General features: G+C 40.5%; 26 protein-coding genes and 2 pseudogenes. 8 read left to right on the forward strand and 20 right to left on the reverse strand.

Translation table 11 applies throughout. The features are described from left to right. Window positions 1–294: 294 nt before the first annotated feature. A complete protein-coding gene (locus ACE1TI_RS19920; protein ID WP_375009284.1) occupies window positions 295–543 on the forward strand; it encodes a hypothetical protein in 249 nt (82 codons plus the stop codon). Next, window positions 540–917, forward strand: coding sequence for an aspartyl protease family protein (locus ACE1TI_RS19925; protein ID WP_375009285.1), 378 nt, complete (start codon window positions 540–542; stop codon window positions 915–917). Before ACE1TI_RS19920 ends, ACE1TI_RS19925 begins: the two co-directional genes overlap by 4 nt. Window positions 918–1,588: 671 nt before the next feature. Here the strand turns inward: ACE1TI_RS19925 and ACE1TI_RS19930 are convergent. Further along, entirely contained in the window at window positions 1,589–2,041 is a 453-nt protein-coding gene (locus ACE1TI_RS19930) for a redoxin domain-containing protein (RefSeq protein WP_375009286.1), read from the reverse strand. 169 nt (window positions 2,042–2,210) lie between these two features. Between ACE1TI_RS19930 and ACE1TI_RS19935 the strand changes: the two genes are divergently transcribed. The 3 genes from ACE1TI_RS19935 (at window position 2,211) to ACE1TI_RS19945 (ending at window position 3,756) form a co-directional block, all read left to right on the forward strand. Next, window positions 2,211–2,390, forward strand: a complete 180-nt coding sequence (locus ACE1TI_RS19935; RefSeq protein ID WP_375009287.1) for an H-type small acid-soluble spore protein — start codon at window positions 2,211–2,213, stop codon at window positions 2,388–2,390. Between the two features lie 50 nt (window positions 2,391–2,440). After that, on the forward strand, window positions 2,441–2,602 hold the full coding sequence (locus ACE1TI_RS19940) for a hypothetical protein (RefSeq protein ID WP_375009288.1): 162 nt from the start codon (window positions 2,441–2,443) through the stop codon (window positions 2,600–2,602). Window positions 2,603–2,688: 86 nt separating this feature from the next. Continuing rightward, the gene (locus tag ACE1TI_RS19945; protein ID WP_375009289.1) at window positions 2,689–3,756 is read left to right on the forward strand and encodes a sulfite oxidase; all 1,068 of its coding nucleotides are present in this window, start codon (window positions 2,689–2,691) and stop codon (window positions 3,754–3,756) included. 4 nt (window positions 3,757–3,760) lie between these two features. Here the strand turns inward: ACE1TI_RS19945 and larA are convergent, their stop codons facing one another. Then, window positions 3,761–5,029, reverse strand: coding sequence for a nickel-dependent lactate racemase (larA, locus tag ACE1TI_RS19950; RefSeq protein WP_375009290.1), 1,269 nt, complete (start codon window positions 5,027–5,029; stop codon window positions 3,761–3,763). A gap of 177 nt (window positions 5,030–5,206) precedes the next feature. Further along, on the reverse strand, window positions 5,207–5,770 hold the full coding sequence (locus ACE1TI_RS19955; RefSeq protein WP_375009291.1) for a helix-turn-helix domain-containing protein: 564 nt from the start codon (window positions 5,768–5,770) through the stop codon (window positions 5,207–5,209). A gap of 135 nt (window positions 5,771–5,905) precedes the next feature. On the opposite strand from ACE1TI_RS19955, the gene ACE1TI_RS19960 reads away from it, so the two are divergent. After that, window positions 5,906–6,799: a DMT family transporter gene (locus tag ACE1TI_RS19960; protein ID WP_375009308.1), complete on the forward strand. Its 894-nt coding sequence runs from the start codon at window positions 5,906–5,908 to the stop codon at window positions 6,797–6,799. 37 nt (window positions 6,800–6,836) lie between these two features. Here ACE1TI_RS19960 and ACE1TI_RS19965 read toward each other — a convergent pair whose 3' ends face one another. From ACE1TI_RS19965 to ACE1TI_RS20000, 8 genes are all read right to left on the reverse strand, one after another. Continuing rightward, window positions 6,837–7,142, reverse strand: a complete 306-nt coding sequence (locus tag ACE1TI_RS19965) for a DUF4870 domain-containing protein (protein ID WP_375009292.1) — start codon at window positions 7,140–7,142, stop codon at window positions 6,837–6,839. Between the two features lie 311 nt (window positions 7,143–7,453). Continuing rightward, window positions 7,454–7,627, reverse strand: a complete 174-nt coding sequence (locus tag ACE1TI_RS19970) for a hypothetical protein (RefSeq protein ID WP_375009293.1) — start codon at window positions 7,625–7,627, stop codon at window positions 7,454–7,456. A gap of 35 nt (window positions 7,628–7,662) precedes the next feature. Next, window positions 7,663–8,856: a thiolase family protein gene (locus ACE1TI_RS19975; RefSeq protein WP_375009294.1), complete on the reverse strand. Its 1,194-nt coding sequence runs from the start codon at window positions 8,854–8,856 to the stop codon at window positions 7,663–7,665. A 2-nt stretch (window positions 8,857–8,858) separates the two neighbouring features. Beyond that, complete coding sequence (locus ACE1TI_RS19980) at window positions 8,859–10,031, reverse strand: acyl-CoA dehydrogenase family protein (protein ID WP_375009295.1); 1,173 nt, start codon at window positions 10,029–10,031, stop codon at window positions 8,859–8,861. Between the two features lie 58 nt (window positions 10,032–10,089). Continuing rightward, the gene (locus tag ACE1TI_RS19985; RefSeq protein ID WP_375009296.1) at window positions 10,090–10,935 is read right to left on the reverse strand and encodes a 3-hydroxyacyl-CoA dehydrogenase; all 846 of its coding nucleotides are present in this window, start codon (window positions 10,933–10,935) and stop codon (window positions 10,090–10,092) included. A gap of 18 nt (window positions 10,936–10,953) precedes the next feature. Next, on the reverse strand, window positions 10,954–11,244 hold the full coding sequence (locus ACE1TI_RS19990; RefSeq protein ID WP_375009297.1) for a DUF3394 domain-containing protein: 291 nt from the start codon (window positions 11,242–11,244) through the stop codon (window positions 10,954–10,956). Further along, the gene (locus ACE1TI_RS19995) at window positions 11,186–11,452 is read right to left on the reverse strand and encodes a CoA-transferase (protein ID WP_375009309.1); all 267 of its coding nucleotides are present in this window, start codon (window positions 11,450–11,452) and stop codon (window positions 11,186–11,188) included. Before ACE1TI_RS19995 ends, ACE1TI_RS19990 begins: the two co-directional genes overlap by 59 nt. Continuing rightward, entirely contained in the window at window positions 11,388–11,786 is a 399-nt protein-coding gene (locus ACE1TI_RS20000) for a CoA-transferase (protein ID WP_375009298.1), read from the reverse strand. Before ACE1TI_RS20000 ends, ACE1TI_RS19995 begins: the two co-directional genes overlap by 65 nt. Before the next feature lie 134 nt (window positions 11,787–11,920). Between ACE1TI_RS20000 and ACE1TI_RS20005 the strand changes: the two genes are divergently transcribed. After that, on the forward strand, window positions 11,921–12,745 hold the full coding sequence (locus ACE1TI_RS20005; protein ID WP_375009299.1) for an IclR family transcriptional regulator domain-containing protein: 825 nt from the start codon (window positions 11,921–11,923) through the stop codon (window positions 12,743–12,745). Window positions 12,746–12,994: 249 nt separating this feature from the next. Here ACE1TI_RS20005 and ACE1TI_RS20010 read toward each other — a convergent pair whose 3' ends face one another. From ACE1TI_RS20010 to ACE1TI_RS20035, 6 genes and pseudogenes are all read right to left on the reverse strand, one after another. Then, a complete protein-coding gene (locus ACE1TI_RS20010) occupies window positions 12,995–13,255 on the reverse strand; it encodes a gamma-glutamyltransferase (protein WP_375009300.1) in 261 nt (86 codons plus the stop codon). Between the two features lie 227 nt (window positions 13,256–13,482). After that, the gene (locus tag ACE1TI_RS20015) at window positions 13,483–15,363 is read right to left on the reverse strand and encodes a sigma-54-dependent Fis family transcriptional regulator (protein WP_375009301.1); all 1,881 of its coding nucleotides are present in this window, start codon (window positions 15,361–15,363) and stop codon (window positions 13,483–13,485) included. Window positions 15,364–15,614: 251 nt separating this feature from the next. Beyond that, window positions 15,615–17,096, reverse strand: a complete 1,482-nt coding sequence (locus ACE1TI_RS20020) for an aldehyde dehydrogenase family protein (RefSeq protein ID WP_375009302.1) — start codon at window positions 17,094–17,096, stop codon at window positions 15,615–15,617. Between the two features lie 50 nt (window positions 17,097–17,146). Beyond that, complete coding sequence (locus ACE1TI_RS20025; RefSeq protein WP_375009303.1) at window positions 17,147–18,199, reverse strand: zinc-binding dehydrogenase; 1,053 nt, start codon at window positions 18,197–18,199, stop codon at window positions 17,147–17,149. 201 nt (window positions 18,200–18,400) lie between these two features. Further along, window positions 18,401–18,642 (reverse strand): annotated as a pseudogene (locus ACE1TI_RS20030) (sortase); the annotation flags it as partial. A gap of 10 nt (window positions 18,643–18,652) precedes the next feature. Then, window positions 18,653–19,006: an excalibur calcium-binding domain-containing protein gene (locus tag ACE1TI_RS20035; protein ID WP_375009304.1), complete on the reverse strand. Its 354-nt coding sequence runs from the start codon at window positions 19,004–19,006 to the stop codon at window positions 18,653–18,655. A gap of 381 nt (window positions 19,007–19,387) precedes the next feature. Between ACE1TI_RS20035 and ACE1TI_RS20040 the strand changes: the two genes are divergently transcribed. Further along, window positions 19,388–19,882 (forward strand): lactoylglutathione lyase family protein, encoded by a 495-nt coding sequence (locus ACE1TI_RS20040; protein ID WP_375009305.1) that lies wholly within the window; start codon window positions 19,388–19,390, stop codon window positions 19,880–19,882. A gap of 74 nt (window positions 19,883–19,956) precedes the next feature. On the opposite strand, the gene ACE1TI_RS20045 is transcribed toward ACE1TI_RS20040, so the two are convergent. The 3 genes and pseudogenes from ACE1TI_RS20045 to ACE1TI_RS20055 all read right to left on the reverse strand — a co-directional run. Further along, entirely contained in the window at window positions 19,957–20,259 is a 303-nt protein-coding gene (locus ACE1TI_RS20045) for a cysteine hydrolase family protein (RefSeq protein WP_375009306.1), read from the reverse strand. A gap of 12 nt (window positions 20,260–20,271) precedes the next feature. Next, complete coding sequence (locus ACE1TI_RS20050) at window positions 20,272–20,490, reverse strand: cysteine hydrolase family protein (RefSeq protein WP_375009307.1); 219 nt, start codon at window positions 20,488–20,490, stop codon at window positions 20,272–20,274. A 282-nt stretch (window positions 20,491–20,772) separates the two neighbouring features. Beyond that, window positions 20,773–20,939: pseudogene (locus tag ACE1TI_RS20055) on the reverse strand (transposase); the annotation flags it as partial.

Consider the following 20,939-nt stretch of genomic DNA (forward strand, 5'->3'; position numbering starts at 1 on the left):
ACTCGAGGTCGTATGTCTCCGTTTGGCGGCTTCTCCGGATCATCTTTGTTGTCATGGACACGGAGGACGAGAGGTGCACAGAAAGGCGCTACGCCGCTCCTGCGGGAAAAGCAACGGCTGAAGACCCCGCAGGGAGCGTTTTACTCCCGAGGAGGCTGAAGCGTTGCCCGCGGAGCGAAGTGTATTTCAACTGTGGCTATATTCAACAACAAAGTATGTAAAAAAAGCCTTAAGGAAAAAGAAAATAAGCTCTTCAAAGAGGGCTTAAATATAATATACGAGGAGGTATTCTCTATGAAATGGCAGAAAGTAAGAGATTTGTTTCCTAATCAGTTTGTCCTTGTTTCTATTTTAGACTATACAGAAGAAAACGATAAAAAAATCGTTCATGATGTCTCCCCTATCCGTTCCGTTCCTGATGAAGAAGCAAATAAAGAACTTTTCCGCTCTGAACCTGGAACGATTGTTTATCATACATCAAATGAAGAATGCATCATACACATCAGACGAGACCCATTTAGAAAGGTAGAGCGTATGAAATGAACCTTCAATTTAACGGCGGACTTTTAACTTCTTCAATTACTGTTCTTTTCAGGGGTGCCTCTTTGTATATAGAAGATGTCATTATAGATACAGGATCTTCCCACACTATTCTTACTCCTGATGTGCTTGAGAAAATCGGAGTCACCTATGAAAATGGCGACCCCGTTTACGAAGCCTATGGTATAGGAGGGTCAGCCCCTTTTTATACCAAAATAATGGATGCAATACGGATCGGCAGCTACGTTCTGATCAATCAAAAAGTGGATGTAGGAGTTCTTCCAAAACATCATACAGGGCTGATAGGATTAGATATCTTAGTGGATAATAATTTTGTCATTGATTTTCAAAAGTTAACTTTGAAAAAGATGGAATAACACTAATATACTGTCTTAAAGGTCTTACTCTTTTAAATCTCCCCTTTTTACTTCTTCATTACTAGTTACAATTCCGCACCCTGCTAATCTTAATGAATTGGCAAATGAATATTTAAACAAAAAAATTGATGACATTTTAAGAGACCAGTAAATCCAGCAAAGATAAAGCAGAAGCTATGATCAGCTCTCACATTCATTTATCTACAAAAGAAAATGCCATGTCCAGCTTGATAATAAACCGGAAAACAATTTTTCCGGTCAAAATTTAGAAGAAATTCTAAGCTGTCGATCCTAATACGCAAAGTGCATAGATACAATACTTATTGAAGATATAAAAAGCGGAGAAAACATAGATGTCAAGTTATCCAGACTAATGATCTTAGGTTCATTAAACTGGATCCAGTAATGGTACCAGCCAGACGGTGACCGCTCTCCAGAGGAAATAGCTGATTATTTTATTGAAAAGTTCTGAATATACTCTTACAGCTTAAAGAGTATATCAAATGCCCTTGCATGGTAAACAGCAGAGCTGGTGTGGAAGCTTAGAGGAAAAGCTCGACAAGGACCTCACCATCAAAAAACTGCCTTAGCCCAACATACAGGCGGTATTATTGGTGGGGAAAATGCCGCTTGTGCTGTAACCATTTTAAACATAGGAGTGTGTTTTCAAATTATATGCTTGCTTGAATAATCTCCTCATAGTTGTCCTTATTGTCAGCATTAAATTTAGTGTTTGCATAAATAATCGTTCCGTTTTTATCAACTAAAAAGCATGAACGAATGGCAACTTCATCTTCTTGATTGAACACCCCGTATTTTCTTACAGCAGTTTTATGCCAGTCTGCTAATAAAGGATACGGAAGCGTTCCAAGGCTTGCTTCAAAGACATTTTGAGAATAAATATGATCAACACTAATTCCTAATACTTCTGTACCTTTTTCCTTTAATCTTTTATATTCCTCTTTCCAAGAGGTTAGTTCCTTAATTCAGCCAGGGGTGAAATCTAAAGGAAAAAACACTATTAGAACATTCTTTTTTCCTTTGTAATCAGATAGGGAGATATCGTTCTTATCTGTAGATGGCAACGTGAATGCTGGTGCTATATCTCCTGGTTGCAGTGCCAAATTTCCTACCTCCTTTTCGCAGTGTATTAGTATGTTCCCTCTGCTGCGGAGAAGTTAATCACATCTTCAGTATATTAATGAAAAATTTAAAGGTGCCCCCAGATCCACATATAATAGCCATTTTCCGCGCATACTGACAATTAATGTATTAAACAAGGAGGAAAATCACGTGAACGTCATGCGAGCACGGGAAATCTCAGAATCACCAGTGATGGCACATGTTACTTATGATGGCACCCCTGTTTATATTCAACATGTAAATGAGCAAAATAACACTGTAAGAATTTATGCTCTTGATGATCCAGACAACGAACTCGAAGTTTCTGTGGAAAGTCTAGAAGAGCATTAACCTTTTCTATTTTGCTTTATTTCGTGCAGGTATGAAAAGGAGGTGTAAAATTGGCTGAAAATCATTCTCCTCATGAAGCTGAACAAGTATTAAAAAAAGCAGAAAAAGACGACCAAAACGCGCAGAAAGCCGAAAATGTTGTTACTGAATCTCTTTCACAAATGAATCCCCAAAGACAATATGCTGAAGATAAATCACAGAGCAAACGATAAATAAAAAGTGAAGAAGATCGGTGGGAACAAATCAGCATACCATCCTTGCGCCGGAAATAAGTTATTTATAACGTGTAAAGGAGGGATTGCTGATTTATTACCATCACAAGAATAGACCTTACCTCATTACAAGGAGTTTAGACCCTGACAACCAGGAATCACCTATTCATTTTTTACGCTCGCGTATTATTTCTTCTGAATATACTTACCGCCGCAACCATTTTGCCTATCCTCTAATAACACCGGAAAATTTTATATTCTCGATTAGCGGTCAAGTATCAACCCCTTTAACCTTTCATTATTATGATCTTTTAAAAATGCCTTCTAAAACGATTAAAATGGTATTGGAATGCGCAGGTAATAAACGAGCTATGTTTGAGCCTCGTACTTTTGGAGAACAATGGAAAGATGGCGCTGTCACCCAGGGAGTGTGGAAAGGAGTTCCTTTAACTGCTCTATTATCTATGACGGGTATAAAAGCAGATGCACAGGAAGTTGTATTTGAGGGTTTTGATGCCGGCAAACGCAAAGATATGGAGGAAACAGTTCCTTTTGCAAGAAGTCTCCCTCTTCAAAGTGCCTTTCATCCAGATATCCTCGTTGCTTATGAGTATAATAACCAGCCTCTTTCCTACAAGCATGGATTTCCATTTCGCCTTATAGTACCCCGATGGTACGCAATGGCTTCTGTTAAATGGTTAAAGAAAATAACTGTAATAAACCGGCCGTTTTATGGACCTTTTCAGACCATTGATTACGTCTATTATTCTAAAGATAATTCAGAAAAAAAGAGACCGGTGACCTACATGAACGTTAATTCAATCATACAACAGCCATTAGACTACTCCGTACAGGATGAAAGATATCATTTAATTTATGGAATTGCCTGGTCAGGAAAGGGCCGTATTTCGAAGGGGGAAATTAGTTTTGATCAAGGAAAAAAATGGGATCCTGTGATATTAGACCGATCCCAAGAGGGTCCTTATTCCTGGACACCATGGCACTATTTGTGGAAGGAAGCCCGCAAAGGAGAATATATTATATTATTACGGGCATCTGATTCTACCGGAAGAGTCCAGCCGGAAAAACCCGACTGGAACAAAAAAGGTTACGGATATAATGCGATATCTAAAGTACACATTAAAATTGAATAGTATACTATTCATTTTCAATATAAGGAATGGTTAACGGCCCTTGCGGCATGATTGCAATCGAAGCCTGCCCTCCTTTTTCTTTTATTATATTTTGAATGGTTTCTTCCATATTGCGTATTGGGGACAGCATGGCAGCTTCTAAATCCGCAGCTTGTAATGTGGAGTACACATAAACATCTGACCACACTTGGATCATGGCCTGTTTTTGAACCTGCCATTGATCAAACTTAGAATAGTTTGGATCATTAATCATATCAATAAGATCCTGCGGGGTGGAGCACTCTTTTAGAATATCTGCATAATTCCCATGGTCAGGCAGACCATCAGAACACTCTGCTGCACATAAAATGGCTCCGCCTTCTTTCACAATTTTCTGGGCGGCACTCATTCCTTTTACCGCTTGATACAAATTTTGATCAAGCGGGTAGCCGCTGTTTGAAGTAATGACGATATCAAACCTCTCCTCACAAGGAGCCATCGCATGTTCTTTCACATACTTGCAGCCTTCTCGATGAGCCTCCACTACATCCCCTGCAAAAAAGGCTGTTATTTCTTTTTCTTTGTTTAGTGCCACGTTTAACATAAAATCTGGCTTTGCCATACACGTAATCTCCGTGGCTTCTCCCTGTACTGGATTATCTTTTAATATCCTCCATGTACTCATTGGATGTGCAATCATCTTTGCACTGTGAAAGTGCATGATAGTATCTATTCCAGCTATTCCAGGCATTATTCCCTTAGGTCCGCCGCTGAAACCAGCGAAAAAGTGCGGTTCTATGAAACCGGTAACAATTTTTCGGTCAGCTTCTACATATTCTTTGTTTAAATATATTTCTGCTCCCGTCGAAGAAGTACCAAGATATGCTTGAGTAGAAGGGTCAAAAGCCTGATTGTTTATTACACGGACAGAGTCGACAACCTCTTTTCCTAACATCTCACAAAGTTCGGCATATGTATTATCTCGATGACTGCCTGTTCCGTTTATAATAACAAATTGTTCGTTAGGAACATGGTTAAGCTCCTCTAATATCCAGGGAATAAGCTTATGATTTGGGGTAGGTCTGGTTGAATCACTGATTACTATCGCTACCGTCTCATTAGCATTCACACATTCTTTTAGAGGTTTTTGCCCTGTTGGTTTTTTCATAGCTTGAAAGGCTTCTTCTTTCTCTTTTTCTCCTAACCCTGGAATATGTTTAGGTTCAATCACTTTTGTACGGTCAGGCAATTCAATATCTAATCCTTTTTTGCCATATAGCAAGCTCGTATTCACTTTACCACCCTCCTATAATTTTTATGTAATGTTGGCCTTTTCTTTACAGACGTTCCCTTTATATGAATGATTTACCTTTCTGTCTTTATCTTAGCATATCCCAAAATACAGGTAACTGGAATTTCAAAACCTTATCCAGACCCCAACTTCCTCCCTTCAAGTCTTTTATAATAAACATCATGTATTGGTATATGTCATAACAAAGTGCAGAACAGCAGGCGCAGCCGTTGAGTTAATATACGCATGCTCTCTATCTCCATTAAATTTTATAGAATCATGCTGATGCAGATAAAACATTTCACCTTCTATACTAATCTTCACCTCCCCCTCCATTACAGTTACATATTCTACAACCCCTGATTGATGTGACCCAGGAAAGTATTCACTGTTTGGTTTTAAATAAGCTCTGTGCATTTCAATCGACCCGTAATGCGAAACATTAAACATCGGTTCAAGGATGCAGGCACTATTGGCACTCACCACTTTATTCCCCGTATTTTTTCGCGATATTTTCACCGTTTGATCTTCATTAAGTAATACTGAAATTGGGATAGACAATCCATTTGCTATTTTCCAAATAACCGAGAGGGAGGGATTCGCTTCTCCTTTTTCAATTTTCCCTAAAGTCAATTTACTTACATCAACCCGTTGTGCTAATCCCTGTAAACTCATTCCCCGTTCCTGTCTTATTTTTCTTAAAGTAGTACCGACACGTTTCACTAAAACCTCTGGATTACTCATAGTTTAAAACTCCTTAAATACAGATGTAGTATTTTTCCAAATAAAAAAGTATAATATAATTAATCAAAAGCAAATTATAATATACCAAACTTGAGAGAGGACATTTTATGAAAGAATTATTTATTGGGATCATCCATGTTCTTTGCGGTTACATTTATATTGAATCGTTCCATGGAGCTTTCAGGTGGCAGCTGGGTTTGGAGTTCTTCCTTGAGATTTATTTTTATGCTTCCTTTTTTATTTCTTATTGTACTTTTTAGACATAACTTGAAACAAGTCATTCAAAAAATGAAAAAGCAGCGGTTTACATGGTTAGGATGGAGTTTTGTTGGATTTGTTCTGTTCTATGCACCCCTGACATATGCCGCTTCATACGGACCGGGCTGGCTCGTTGCCGGCACTTGGCAGCTAACTATTGTCGGGGGTGTCTTAATTAGCCCTGTATTTTTTAAGAACGTAAAAATACCAGTAAGAGCACTTTGTATATCCTTTATTATTTTAATCGGGGTAGCCATGATTCAGCTGCAAAGCGCAGATACTCTGGCATTGAAAGATATTTTAATTGGAATAATCCCAGTGATAGTGGCAGGATTTGCTTACCCATTAGGAAATCGAAAAATGATGGAGGTTTGCGGAGGTAAGTTAGATACATTTCAACGAGTATTAGGAATGACCCTGGCAAGTCTTCCATTCTGGCTGATGATTTGTATTTTTGGTTGGATAAAAAGTGGAGGTCCATCAACAAGTCAACTTCTTCAGTCATTCATTGTAGCTATTTGTTCTGGAGTAGCAGCTACTACTTTATTTTTTATTGCGACAGACCGGGTAAGAGAAAATCAAAGTAAACTGGCTGCCGTAGAAGCTACTCAGTCGACACAAGTATTATTTGTTATTATAGGTGAAATCTTGCTTTTGTCTGCCCCATTACCAAACTCAGTTGCTTCAATTGGACTTATTGTTATTATTACTGGCATGCTTCTGCACAGCACGAAAAAAGCGACCGAGAAACAAGAAAAGCTGACAGCTTGAAAGAGCTGGCAGCATAGTAGCTGAGAAAGCTTTTAAATTATTTTCTCATTTGATCCAGCTGCTTTTCCGCCATATCACCAAAAACAGACAACTTAAACCGTTTTCCTTGATAAGCCTTCAGCATCATAACAATCCATAAAACAAAACCGATAAGAGATAATAATACTCCAAGCAGCCATCCAAAAACCGGTATTGCTGTCAGCACAATATTAACGACTACTAATGTCCCAGAAATGAATATCGATTGCAATGCATGAAAACGAACAAACCTGCTGTCCTTTTCCAAAACTAAAAAAACAATGCCTGAGACCAGTCCTAAATACGTAACATAACAGTCCAGCAACGTTTTCGTCTAAGCCCATGGACGTTTTCCCAACTTGCTCTCCTGGTGATGCTGAAGAGGCTGCCCCTTTTTCTGTCGTTACCTTCTCCTTTTCATCCATTTTGTGCTGTTCCCTCCCTGCAGGTAATTAGACGTTTGGTCTTCGTTCTTCATACAGATTGGTTCATATTTGCCTTCTATTACTAATAGGCAAATGTTACTTTATTATACGCAGCGCAGGTTAAATATAGGTTAAAAAATTAAAATACGCGGGATTTGTTTTATCCCGTGCATAATATAATCACTATTCTTCATCGGCTACCCCAATTTCTTCATAGTAACGCTTGGCTCCTGGGTGTATATTTTCTTCCGGGTTCACTAATAACCTCCAGGCGCAAACAAGCTTCGCCTTCTTCTAGTTTTTCTATCTCAAACCCCATAAATTTCCAAAAAGGACTATCTACAAATACTGATTTGACTTTTTCCATATTTGTTTCTGGATTCACCCTGTATCCCTCATTTCTTTATTACGAGCAGACTCTTACACTTGCAGATTTTCTACTATTGTAGAAATACCTTGGCCTCCGCCGATGCATAACGTGGCCAGTCCATATTTTTCTCCACGGCGTTCCATTTCGTGGAGCAGCTTCGTCATTAGGATAGCTCCAGTCGCCCCAATAGGATGGCCTAAAGCAATCGCACCGCCGTTTACGTTTAATTTTGAAGGATCTATGCCAAGTTCTTTTACAACCGCCAGGGTTTGAGCTGCAAATGCTTCATTTAACTCAATCAGCCCTATATCTTCAAGAGCTAGATCTGCTTGCTTTAACGCTTTTTTCGTTGAATATACCGGGCCGATCCCCATAATGTCAGGAGCTACCCCTGAACATGCTTGTGCTATTATGCTAGCTTTCGGTGCCAGTCCTTTTTCAGCAGCTTTCTTTTCATTCATCATTAACACTGCAGAGGCTGCATCGTTTCTTCCACTTGAACTTGCAACGGTGACCGAACCACCTTCTTTAAACACAGGCGGGAGTTCAGCCAGTTTTTCCAGCGGCGTAAGCCTTGGATGTTCATCAGTATCAAAGACAATTGTCTCTTTTCTTTTTTTCACTGCATACGGGACGATTTCTTTGTAAAAATATCCCTTTTCAATAGCATTCTTAGCTTTCTCCTGGCTATGCAGTACAAACTCGTCTTGTTCTTCTCTTGAAATAGAATATTTTTCTGCTAGATTTTCTGCCGTCAGCCCCATTGTGAGATTTCCGTATTCTTCTACCGGCTGGGAGTTAGGCTGGCTTTCTGTGTTCGGATCAAGAAGTAACCCATTACCAGCACGATACCCAAACCTGGCGTGACGCATATAGTATGGTGCCGTACTCATACTCTCTGCTCCACCGGCGATTATAGTATCCGAAAGACCGAGCCGCAGCTGCATATCAGCATTATTAATGGCTTGAAGTCCTGAGCCGCATTGCCGGTGAACGGTATACCCTGGCACCTCTACTGGAAGCCCGGCACGAAGAAGGGCAAGTCGGGCCAGATTGGACGAATCAGCGCTTTGCTTCGCCTGTCCCATTACTACTTCATCGATATCATTTTTCTCAATGCCTGAGCGTTCACTCACTTCTTCAATCACTTTGGCCGTAAGAAAATCTACTAATTCATTCTGAAGAGTACCGCCCATTTTCCCTATCGCTGTTCTCACGGAATCAATAATTACTGAATTATTCATTATTATTTCACTCCTATTTTGCCGGCTTGTTTCGCTTCTCTTTCTAATTGAGACGCAATGATATTACGCTGGATTTCAGATGTTCCTTCGTATATTTTTGTAATCCTCGCATCACGGAAATATCGTTCGATTGGGTACTCTTTCATGTATCCGATCCCACCATGTATTTGGACAGCAATATCTGCGACCCGGTTATAAACCTCAGAACCGTACAATTTAGCAATCGCTGCTTCTTTTACTACACGTTGTTTTTGATCTGTCATCCAGGCTACGCGATACGTAAGAGAACGAAGTGCTTCTATTTCCATCGCGATATCAGCAAGTTTATGTTGAATGACCTGATGTTCAAAAATTGGCTTACCAAACTGTTCTCTTTCAAAGACATATTTCATGCAGTGCTCTAGCAATCTTTCACAGGAACCCAAATTTCGTGCGGATAAACCTGCCCTTCCGTTAGCAAGAATTTTCAACGCATTCACATAACCCTGGCCAACCTCTCCTAATACATTTTCTTCTGGTACTTTCATATCTTCAAAAAATAACTCAACAGAGTGAGATCCTCGAAGACCCATTTTTTCTTCTATGGCCCCTACTTTGAAACCAGGAAAATCCTTCTCTACTATGAAAGAAGTGATGCCTTTAGCTCCTTTGTCAGGATCAGTGACAGCCATCACTGTGAAAACATGGCCATCCAGACCATTCGTAATATAGTGTTTCGAACCATTGATGATATATTTATCTCCTTTTTTCTCTGCTCTTGTTTTTAAATTCGCGGCATTAGACCCTGCACTCGGTTCTGTCAGTGCAAAAGCACCAATCCATTCACCTGTTGCCATTTTAGGTAAGTATTTTTGTTTTTGTTCTTCTGTTCCAAGCTCTACAATACCGACACTGCCAATACCCGTATGAGCACCAACAAGCGTGGTATAGCCGTTGTGGGTTCTTCCAAGCTCTTCATAGATCGCGCATTTTCCTACCATGTCAAGTCCAAGGCCGCCATATTCTTCTGGAATACTTAAACCGAACAACCCCATATCTTTTGTCATTTCTTTAATTCTTTCAGGTATTTCATTTTTTTCTTCTATTTCCATTGCTGCGTTTTCTACTTCTTCTTTCACAAACTTTTGGACGCCTTTTCTTAACAGTTCAATATCTTCACTGAAGCTAAAATCCATTTTTTCACGCTCCTTTTTCATCATTTCAATAACATTTACTTCCTCTGCCATTGTGGGTTTATTCGTATTGATAAAAACCGGAGCCTGTTTTCCGCCCCAATTTTCCCGCTTTTACGTATTTGCTTAACAGGGGACAAGGCCGGTACTTTTCCCCAAGGGTTTGATGAAGGTATTCCATATTTCGCAGTCTAGTATCCAATCCGACAAGATCAGCAAGCTCAAGGGGTCCCATCGGATGGTTTAATCCCAGTTTCATGGCTTTATCAATATCTCTAGCAGAAGCTACTCCTTCCATTAAAAGATTCATCGCTTCATTTCCAATCAGACAATTCATTCTGCTGGTTACAAAGCCTGGAAACTCATTTACCTCCACGGTTTCTTTATTTAGCTGCTCTCCAACCTCTTTTACTGTTTGTACGGTTTGCTCCGAGGTGTCGAGTCCTTTAATTAATTCAATCAGCTTCATTTTATGAACTGGGTTAAAAAAGTGCATGGCAATCACTTTATCCGGGCGGGAGGTCTGGGCTCCGATTTCTGTGGGGCTCATCGTAGAAGTATTTGTAGCAAGAATGGTAGATTCAGGACATAATTCGTCTAGCTCTTTGAACACCTTTACCTTTACATCCATTTTTTCGAGTGCAGCTTCAATCACCAGGTCAGCATCCTGTACACACTCTTTCACATCTGTAGAGAAAGTCATCTGATGCATCGCCTGTTCAGCATCTTTTTGTTGAATAAATCCCCTATCTGTACTTTTATTTAATTCTTTTTGAATATAATCTTTCGCTTTGTCTAGGGCTTCTGAGTGAATATCGTTTACGTGTACATTGAATCCGCTTAGGGCTGAAACGTATGCAATCCCTCTCCCCATTACGCCTGAACCAACTACTGCTATCTTTTTCATCTCTTTCACTCCTCACCATTACACACTAATGTTTTCATTGGGCTGTTTCGTATTAACAAATGTGAATTTTTGCAATAGTATCGCAGCTAACAATGCGCTCACTCCTAAGACATCAAACATTGCCCCTGGCTGAATTAAAAGAATGGAACCGCCGAACAGTAAAATCCGTTCGTACCAGAGAGCATGCCGGAATACCCATCCTTCGGCTGCAGCAGCAATTCCCATAATTCCAATCACTGCGGTAACTACACTAATGACAATATCGATTGGCTGACCAATTAATAAAAGAGTCGGTCCATACACAAACATGTAAGGTACTATAAAAGCTGTCCCTAAAATTCATTCCTGTTTTGTGATAGTAAAGGTTACCCATTGTATCCGCTTTCAAAGCTTTCACTAATGAAACATCTCCTTTGATCGCTTTTTCTAACACATACGGCTCGCCGTCAAATTCACGAACTTCCTTTCCGTCTGCTAACTTTGTACCAACTGCAGTTCTTGTGAAATAAGCGGCAATTCCTGCTCCGCCTGCTTAGTGATTCTGCTAAGGTTCCCTGCGGAATTAACTCAATTTCTAATTTATTGGCAGCCCATGCTTTCACTGCATCTCTATTTGTGGTGAAATAGGAGCCTATGGCTTTCTTTAATTGATTAGAGATTAATAATTTTCCAAGACCTCTTCCTTCTTCTCCAAGATTATTACTTACTACTGTGAGCTCTTTTGCATCATGCTCTAGCAAAGAATCAATTAACGTCAGGGGGGAACCAGATAAACCAAACCCTCCAACGAGCACAGTATCCCCCGTTTGAATTTTTTTTACTGCTTCTTCTGGTGTAAGTAATTTTTTCATTTTAATAGCCCCCCTATATGCTAAGAAGTAAGGGTGAATCTTATTGACAACAACTAATCCCTATTGTACGATTATCGTACAATATTTTATTATTCGTACAACTTACACATAATATTATAAGGGGGGCGTACAATTTGTCAAATAAAAATTTAGAAAATTACAATTCAAATGAAAATTCAAAACAGAAAAGCGGAAATTCTGGTGATTATCTTAAAACCTTAGAACGGGGATTAGAAGTGATAAAATCTTTCAACAACAGCCCTCATTTAACGATTAGTGAAGCGTCTAAACTCACCGGCCTTCCTCGTCCTGTGACACGAAGAGTGTTAATCACATTAGAAAAACTAGGATATGCAAAGTCTCAGGATGGAAGGTTTTCTTTGACACCAAAAATTTTGTCTTTAGGGTATTCTTACATTTCTTCTCAAAATATATGGGAAATTGCCACTCCGTATCTCGAAAAGTTATCGGAGAATATCCAGGAATCCAGCTCCCTGGCTACACTCGACGATACCGAGGTTGTGTATGTTGCACGTGTTCCAGTCAATAAAATAATGAAACATTCGTTAGGAGTAGGAACCCGTCTTCCTGCACACGCATCGTCGGTAGGAAAAGTGCTTTTGGCCTATCTCCCTTCTGATAAATTAGAACATTATTTTCAAGAAGCCGAACTGCATGCCTACACAGAAAAAACCATTACTTCAGAAGAGAAAATTCGAGAAGACTTAAAAGAAGTACGTGAGAAGGGGTGGGCTTTAAGCCACAATCAATTAGAAATGGGATTAGTTTCTGTGGCTGCTCCTATTAGAGACATAAGAGGAGAAGTCGTTGCGGCGGTGAACTGTGCAACGCATTCTGGCAGAAGTGATATTGATAAGGTATTAAATGAATACCTGCCTTTAGTGTTAGAAATAGCTGAGCAGATCAGCAGAAATTTTGATTTTGAAGTGATTCAATAAATTAAAAAAAAGGGCCTTCAAAAATGAAATTTCACTTTATGAAGGCTTTTTTTAAGTAATTTGGCTATTGTGGAAACGGTATTGGCAGCCAAACCCACGGAGTTTTTCCTGGAACTCCTGGTACTGGCTGGCCAAACGGTCCATACCCGGGAATTATCCCTGGCTGTTGTTCAATAGGTATATCAGATTATACCATGGCGCACTCCGCCTCCTCGTCGTATGGCTTCAGTTGTCAGCCGTACTCTGCTGTCATTTAAAAATTCGATTCCTGCTGCCGACTTCAGAGGAGAAACGATGGCCCATTTCTTGCCATTCAATTTTCATTGTTTTAAATTCTTGATTCCAATATTCTTCTTCGTAATCAGCTCGGCTGTCAAAGTTATTTCGCTGGCTTACTCTTGGATCAGCGAATGCTTCCGGCAAGGACATTTGTAAGTCTAGATGGCTCATCATTACTTGCAGGACTGTTATTATAATCGTGTCACTTCCCGGAGCGCCCAGTGTAAACAAAAGCGCAAGCGCCCTGGTCAGCCTCGACAGGTAAATGTTCTCCAGGCACTAAAGGCGCTCTTTGCCTTTAATGACTAGAGGTTATTTAACCCCGAGAGGCTGGGCGCTGAAGCTAGACGCGGATCAAACAATATGGAGATAGTTATCCACAACTTGTAAAAACATAATTTCCTAAACAACAAAAAGCCACCTCTTTTGAGAGTGGCTTTGCTACTAAGTGAGTACTGCTACACTTGCAGCTCGTATTTTTTTAGCCTCCGGTACAAAGTACTACGCGAAATACCTAGTTCTTTGGAGGCCTGAGTCATATTAAATCTGCATGCCTCGATTGTTTTCAAAAGCTGATCTTCTTCGCTGATCTTAGTCTCTTTTGATTGCCTATTTTTTTCGTTTGATACAAGATGGAGTCCCATCGAATACCTTTGGTTTTCATTATTTAGTAGATCTCCTGGTAAGTCATGTTCTTTTATGACCCGGTCTCTCGCGTATAATACAGCATATTCTATTGCATTTTGAAGCTCCCGAACGTTGCCAGGCCAGCTGTAATTTTGTAAGACTTCCATAGCACAAGCATCTATTTGAAATTGGTTGTCTATATTTTTCAAAATATGGTTCGCTAATACTGGAATATCAGTTTTTCTTTCATGAAGAGAAGGCAGATGCAAACGCCCGACGTTCAAGCGAAAGTAAAGATCAGATCGGAACTTTCCAGCCTGAATCCATTCTTTTAAGTCTCGGTTACTGGCAGCTATGATACGGACGTTAACAGATCTCGGGGTATGCTCACCGATTCGAATAACCTGTTTTTCCTGCAATACGCGTAGCAGCATCGCTTGAATGGATGATGGCATTTCACTGATTTCATCCAAAAACAAGGTACCCCCATCAGCTGCTTCAAACCACCCTTTTTTCCCCGTTTTTAAAGCTCCGGTAAAAGCCCCGGGGGCATATCCAAACAGCTCACTAGCTGCCAGCTCGTGATTCAGACTTGCACAATTAACAGCCAAGAAGGTGTGGTTTTTTCGGTCACTTGCCTCATGAATCGCTTGAGCTATCAACTCCTTGCCTGTTCCACTTTCTCCGGTAACCAAAACAGGCATATTCCGGGCAGCCACCCGTTTGGCACTTTCGATTACCTGCTTCCAATTATCATTTTGTCCTATTAATCGAGAGAATGGTGAGTCGCTGTTTTGTTCCTGCCGGAAAGCTCCTAAACTTCTTTCCTTTCTTATATGGGTAATCCCTCCTACCATTCGGCCATTTCGTTTAACAGGGATTATTCTGCCTTTCACATCGGTACCGTTTTCCAGCGGTATTTCCTCTTTATTCTCTCCTTTTTTCAGATTCCTTAATGTCAAAGGAATGAGGTGCTCTATATCCTGATTCGATCCTTTTGTAAATTTATCTACTATGCCTCCAGAGCTGTCAACGGCTAAAACATCATCTTCCTTGATGTTTTTCAGATATGTTTTGAATTCTTGTCTTATTTTTTCTGTATCTTGAAGGAGTTCTGCATGCCAAAGTGATTCCATTGATTGCACAAAAACTGCCGTCAAACTTAAAGCATTGTCGGGAAAAAGCTCATTAACACTGGTTAAATCCAAAATTCCCGCTATTTTTTGGTTAAGCGGATGACGAATCGGTACACCAGCACAGGAAAACGGGTGCCAGTTTTCACAAAAGTGCTGAGCCCCTTTAATAACAATTGCTTTGTCTGCAGCCAGGGCTGTACCAATAGCATTTGTTCCTGACTTAGATTCGTTCCAGTGGCCTCCTTCATAAAACCGTATTTCTTGCAACGTTTCTTTTAATTGACCTTCGACAAAGGATGCAATAATCCGCCCTTCTTCATCTGCGAGACTTAAGGAGATATCATACTTATTAAAATACTTTTCCATTTCTCCGCTTAATTGAGAAAAAATACGGTGCAATAGGTTGGTAGAGGCGATATGTTGTATATCTTGATGGTTAAGAATTTGAGGAGCTTTTTTTAAATCCGGTCGAATACCGGCTCGAACGCTTCGTTTCCATGACATTACGATATCTTCTGGAATGTCTTTGGACACTTGGTTTTTTACGATAAAATTTTCCCAAGCTTTTTCGTTCATTTTTTTCCTCCCAAAAAGATTGTAAAGTAGATAAATTTTTATGTGTCAGACTTATTATAACATTTTGAAAACAATAAATTGGTGAAAGAGAGGAGAAAAATTTTGCTTTTTTTTGGGATTCTAATGAGAATAGCAGTGCATTTCTTTTGGTTCAGCTCTTCGCTTTCTTGATTCAGCTCTCTTTTTCCTTCTTTCAGCTCTTCCCCTGCCAAACAAAAAAGAGTGCCCAGTATAGGGCACCCTGATTTCTATTAATTCATGTTAATCCAAACGCTTTTAACTTCAGTATAGTTTTCAAGCGCATAAGATCCCATTTCCCGGCCGCTTCCGGATTGCTTAAATCCGCCGAATGGAGAGGCAGCATCAAAGACGTTATAGCAGTTAACCCAGACCGTTCCTGCTTGCAGATTATTGGCCACATAATGGGCATTTTTCACATTTTCTGTCCACAATCCGGCTGCCAAACCGTAATTCGTATTGTTCGCGCGTTCAATGACCTCATCTAAGTCTTCAAACGGCATCGCAGCGACCACTGGTCCGAAAATTTCTTCCTTTGCGATGGTCATATTATCATCTACTCCAGCAAATACCGTTGGTTCCACAAAATATCCATTATCAAAAGGATTCTTACCACCCGTTAACATTTCCGCGCCTTCCTCTTGTCCACTCTTTATATAATTCATCACGCGGTTTTGCTGCACATCAGATACAAGAGGCCCCATTTGCGTATTGGAATCAAGACCCGGGCCTTGCTGAATGCTTTGGGAATGACTAACCATATCTGCAACGAAATTATCATACGCTTTCTTTTGAACGAAAACCCGAGAACCTGCACTGCAAACCTGACCCTGATTAAACATAATACCGGCCAGCGCGCCTGGAATAGCCTTTGACATATCTGCATCCGGAAGAATGATATTCGGAGATTTCCCTCCAAGCTCAAGTGTTACCCGCTTTACTGTGTCAGACGCCTGACGCATAATTTGTTTTCCAATTTCAGTAGATCCAGTAAAAGCTACTTTGTTCACTTTTTCATGGTTTACGAGCGGTTCACCGGCAGTGGGCCCAAACCCTGGAATAATGTTAATAACTCCATCAGGGAACCCGGCTTCTTGGGTTAACTCTGCTAAATAAAGGGCAGACAATGGTGTTTGCTCAGCAGGCTTTAACACAACAGTACAACCCGTAGCCAGTGCTGCTCCCAGCTTCCAGGCCGCCATAAGAAGAGGAAAGTTCCATGGGATAATTTGTCCGACTACTCCTACCGGTTCATGTTTGGTGTAGTTAAAATAGTTGCCCGAAACCGGAATCGTTTGTCCTACAATTTTAGTAGACCAGCCGGCGAAGTAGCGAAAGTGCTCAATAGCCATCGGAATATCGCCAAGCCGAGTTTCGTTAATTGGTTTCCCGTTATCCAGTGTCTCGATTTGCGCTAACTCTTCTAAATTTTCCTCCATTAAGTCTGCCATTTTATAGATTAATCGGCTGCGCTCAGCGGCAGAAGTTTTCGACCAGGCCCCATTGTCAAAAGCCGCTCTGGCAGCATCAACCGCACGATTAACGTCTTCTCTTTCCGCTTCACTAACCTGAATCAGAACTTCTCCGGTAGCAGGGTTTCTCGTTTCAAACGTCTTCCCATTTGCAGAATCCACCCATTTACCATTAATGAATAGTTTTTTCTGCCCTTCCAAGAACTTAGCTACTTTTGGATGAAGATTTACTGTTTGTTCCATGTTTTTTCCTCCTTAGATTTGGTTTTATTTTAATTAAACATTAGTAAGCGCTACCATTTATTCACAACCGTAACTCCTACGTTATTAAAAGTACTCATTCCTTCAATCACACTGCTCACATCATCAATCGATACGTGATTTGTCACCAGCTTGCCTGGGTTAAGTTTTCCGGTTCCTATCATTTCAAGCATGGAAGGATAGTTTGGAGCCTGCATACCGAATGAACCAATAAATTGCAGCTCTTTCATCGTAATTAAGTCTGCTGGAATAGGAACAATGCCTTGTTCTTCACTTGTAGTTAAACCGATTTGAATATGCCTTCCCCGTTTTCGAAGAGACATTATAGAATTCGTTACCGTTTCAGCAATGCCAAGCGCATCAATGGATACATGAGCACCTCCTTTGGTTATTTCATGTATGGCTTCCCACGGATTATTCTCTTTCCCGTTAATCGTCACCGATGCTCCTACCGACTCCGCTAGATCAAGTTTTTCCTGGCTGATATCGACAACGATTACATTGGCTCCCGCTGCATTAGCAATGTGTGCTGCAGCCAAACCTACGCCGCCTACACCATAAACAGCCACCCACTCACCAGGCTTTACTTTAGCCTGTTCGGTCACGGCATGAAAAGAAGTCATAAAACGGCAGCCAACACTAGCACCTTCTTCAAAGCCAACTGATTCTGGCAGACGAACCATGTTCAAGTCTGCATTCGGAATGGCTGTAAATTCCCCAAAGCCTCCCCAGTAAGAAAAGCCTGGCATCTCCAGATTGTCACAAATATTATGGTGCCCGGACAAACATTGCTCGCACGTACCGTCTCCTTGGCTGAAAGGAACAATAACGCGGTCACCTTTTTTAAAATTCTTCACATCGTTGCCGACTTCCTCCACGACACCAGTAAATTCATGCCCTAAGACCCATGGCAGTTCGAGGTTCACGTCCACCCAGCTAAGATCGCCCATCCAACCATGCCAATCCGATCGGCAAATGCCGTTGGCTTGCACTTGAACAATAGCACCGTTGGTATCCACAGCTGGGTCTTCCACCTGACGAACGACCAATGGTTTCTTTAATTGTTCCATTACTGCAGCTTTCATACCTATCCCTCCCGAATAATAATGATATGAACCACTTCATCCTTTATTAATGCAAAATAAATGCCAAAAGGGACAGGGTTATCTTTCTAGGGAGTTATTTCCTTTTTAGGAGTACAATGACACAGTTTGTGTCACTTTGTTGAAACAACTTGTGCAGTGGATGACACAAGTTGTGTTACATTTTTAAGGAACTATTTCTGCTTAAATAATATATCTATCAGGTGCGTTTCCCACATAATCAAATGGATAGCAAGTTGTAAGAGTTAATGTAGGTTTTTCTTTTTCAACGATAACAGATCGGTCTTTAGCATCAGTAATCCAAATATTATTAATTACGTATTCAAATTCTTCCCCGCCATAATGAACTTTAAGGGAGTCACCTTCCCTAATTTACCTAGCCCCGTGAATACCGTGTCTCTATGCCCAGTTAACACTGTGTGACCTCTAGTTTTGTTAGCTAATCCTGCAATTATTCCAAGTGGCAGCGGGCTTCAGTATCCGGAAGTTCACCGCCTTGGTCTTCTTCATTATTGCTCTCTTGCTCTCTTCTACATCCTCATTGGCATCATTGTTTGAAGCGGACTCATCTGAAGTATCTCCTTCTGTTCCTTCATCATCTTCTCCACCCGTATTGCTTGAGTCCCCACTAGGAAGACTTTCACATGGTGTTCCATCTCCATCTCGATCCAGATCATCAGGATCATCTAGATGCGCATCTAAATGTGCTTGGGCTTCTGCTTGTGTATCGAAGTCTTCACAATTTAAATCTTCTCCATGTTGAGCAAAAAGCTGCTTGACTTCCTCCAAATGCTAAAAAAGCAGTTAAAAACTTGGTAAGAAAACTTTTTTCCTGTCCATTACTTTTCCCCTCCATCGCATAAAAGTATGAACAAGTCTCAAACAATAGTGAGTACATAAAACTTTTACGCGTGGTAAATCATTTGTAAAAAGTATTCTACTTTGCTTTTACAACTAATCTTCTAAACTATCAACTCCCCTTATTCAATGTTCTATTTATAATATTAGCAGTTTTCTGTAATATTTACCACAAAGTTAATTTTATAAACTAGTTTTCCATTTTGTCTACTATTTTTATCATCTTCTGCCTAATATTCTTTTTTACTTATCAAACCAGTACTAAATATATTTTAATTTGTCCACATTACTATGTAGAAGGAGGAATTGTTAATGGCACCATATCCACGTGCTTACTCTCATATCGGTCTATCAGTGCCTGATGTAGACAAAGCGGTAGAATTCTATACAAACGTCATGGGCTGGTATGTAATCATGGAACCTTCGGAAGTTCTGGAGGATGACAGCCCGATTGGTATTATGTGCAAGGATGTGTTTGGGACGGGATGGGGGAAATTCCGTATTGCCCATCTTTCTACATCGGACAAAATAGGAATAGAACTGTTTGAATTTCCGAATAATGAAACACCGGAGAACAACTTTGAGTACTGGAAGACAGGGATTTTTCATTATTGTGTGCAGGATCCTGATCTGGAAGGGCTTATGGAAAAGATTAAAGCTTATGGCGGAAAGCAGCGGATGCCTGTTCGTGAATATTATCCGGGGGAAAAGCCTTTCCGCATGGTTTATTGCGAAGACCCATTTGGAAACCTGGTCGAAATCTACAGCCACAGCTATGAATTAACTTATTCTGATGGAGCTTACTAACAACTCAGCAGCCATCCCTAAAACTAGTCAGGGATGGCTCTTTTTGAATCACTGGTTGGTGTAAATATGTTCGATTATGATTCCAATTCAATCAGCTCCGCTCCGGCTTGTTCCATCAGATAAAAGGAAAAAAGGTTGATTGTTTCAGATGGATGCTCATTGTGAGAAAACGTATCAACAAGGTTCACCGGAACGATCATTTGCTTTTCTATACCTTGTTTTGTGAAGAAAGCTGTCATGCTTAAGACAAATTGCAGAATACAAATATCTGTGCAATCATCAACTACAATAAATGTTTCAATCTGCTTGTTATCCCTCAGCCACTTTTGGAATCTCTCCTCAAGAAAACCATTCGTAGACCTTTTAGGGATCCACAAATCGACAGCAGTTCAGGGACAAATTTGGATTCTTCCGTTTCTTCCACACAATGTTCTGGAAAAAATATTAAACTCTAGGGAATGCTTTTCATGGGCGTCTCCAAAACCAATAATCGGAATGGCATTTGCCTTAGCGTCCTTCATAGTTTTGCGGATAGGCTCAATTAAGATCTCTATATTCTGGTGATATAATGCTACCTGTTTGGCAAATCCGTTCACCATATCAATCACAATAAGAGCTGTCTTACTAGGATTAACATCCTGAATCGCTTTTTTCGGATACTGCTTCTCTTTTCTTTTCCTTTAATGACTGGAGGTTATTTAACCCCGAGAGGCTGGGCGCTGAAGCTAGACGCTAATGAAACAGTAGGGAGATAGTTATCCACAATTCGAAAAATATAATTTCCTAAACAATAAAAGGGGCTGTATCAAAAGCCTCTAAACTGAAAAGCCATGGACGCCATCCAAGAAGATGGTGACCATGGCTTTTTTTGTAGATGTTTATGCTGCTTGCTTCTTTTGGCGGCGTTTCGCCGCCGCCACTTTTCTCATGTTGTGAGCCAGGGCTACCCAGCCGAACTCCACGTGGACTTTTTCCAGCCCTCGCAGGAGGAATCGCTGGTACCCGAGGTTTTGTTTGACATGACCAAATACACTCTCCACGTCCGTTTTTCGGCGCG

The sequence above is a fragment of the Alteribacillus sp. JSM 102045 genome (genome assembly GCF_041949975.1).
In the GTDB taxonomy this organism is placed as follows: Bacteria; Bacillota; Bacilli; order Bacillales; family Marinococcaceae; genus Alteribacillus.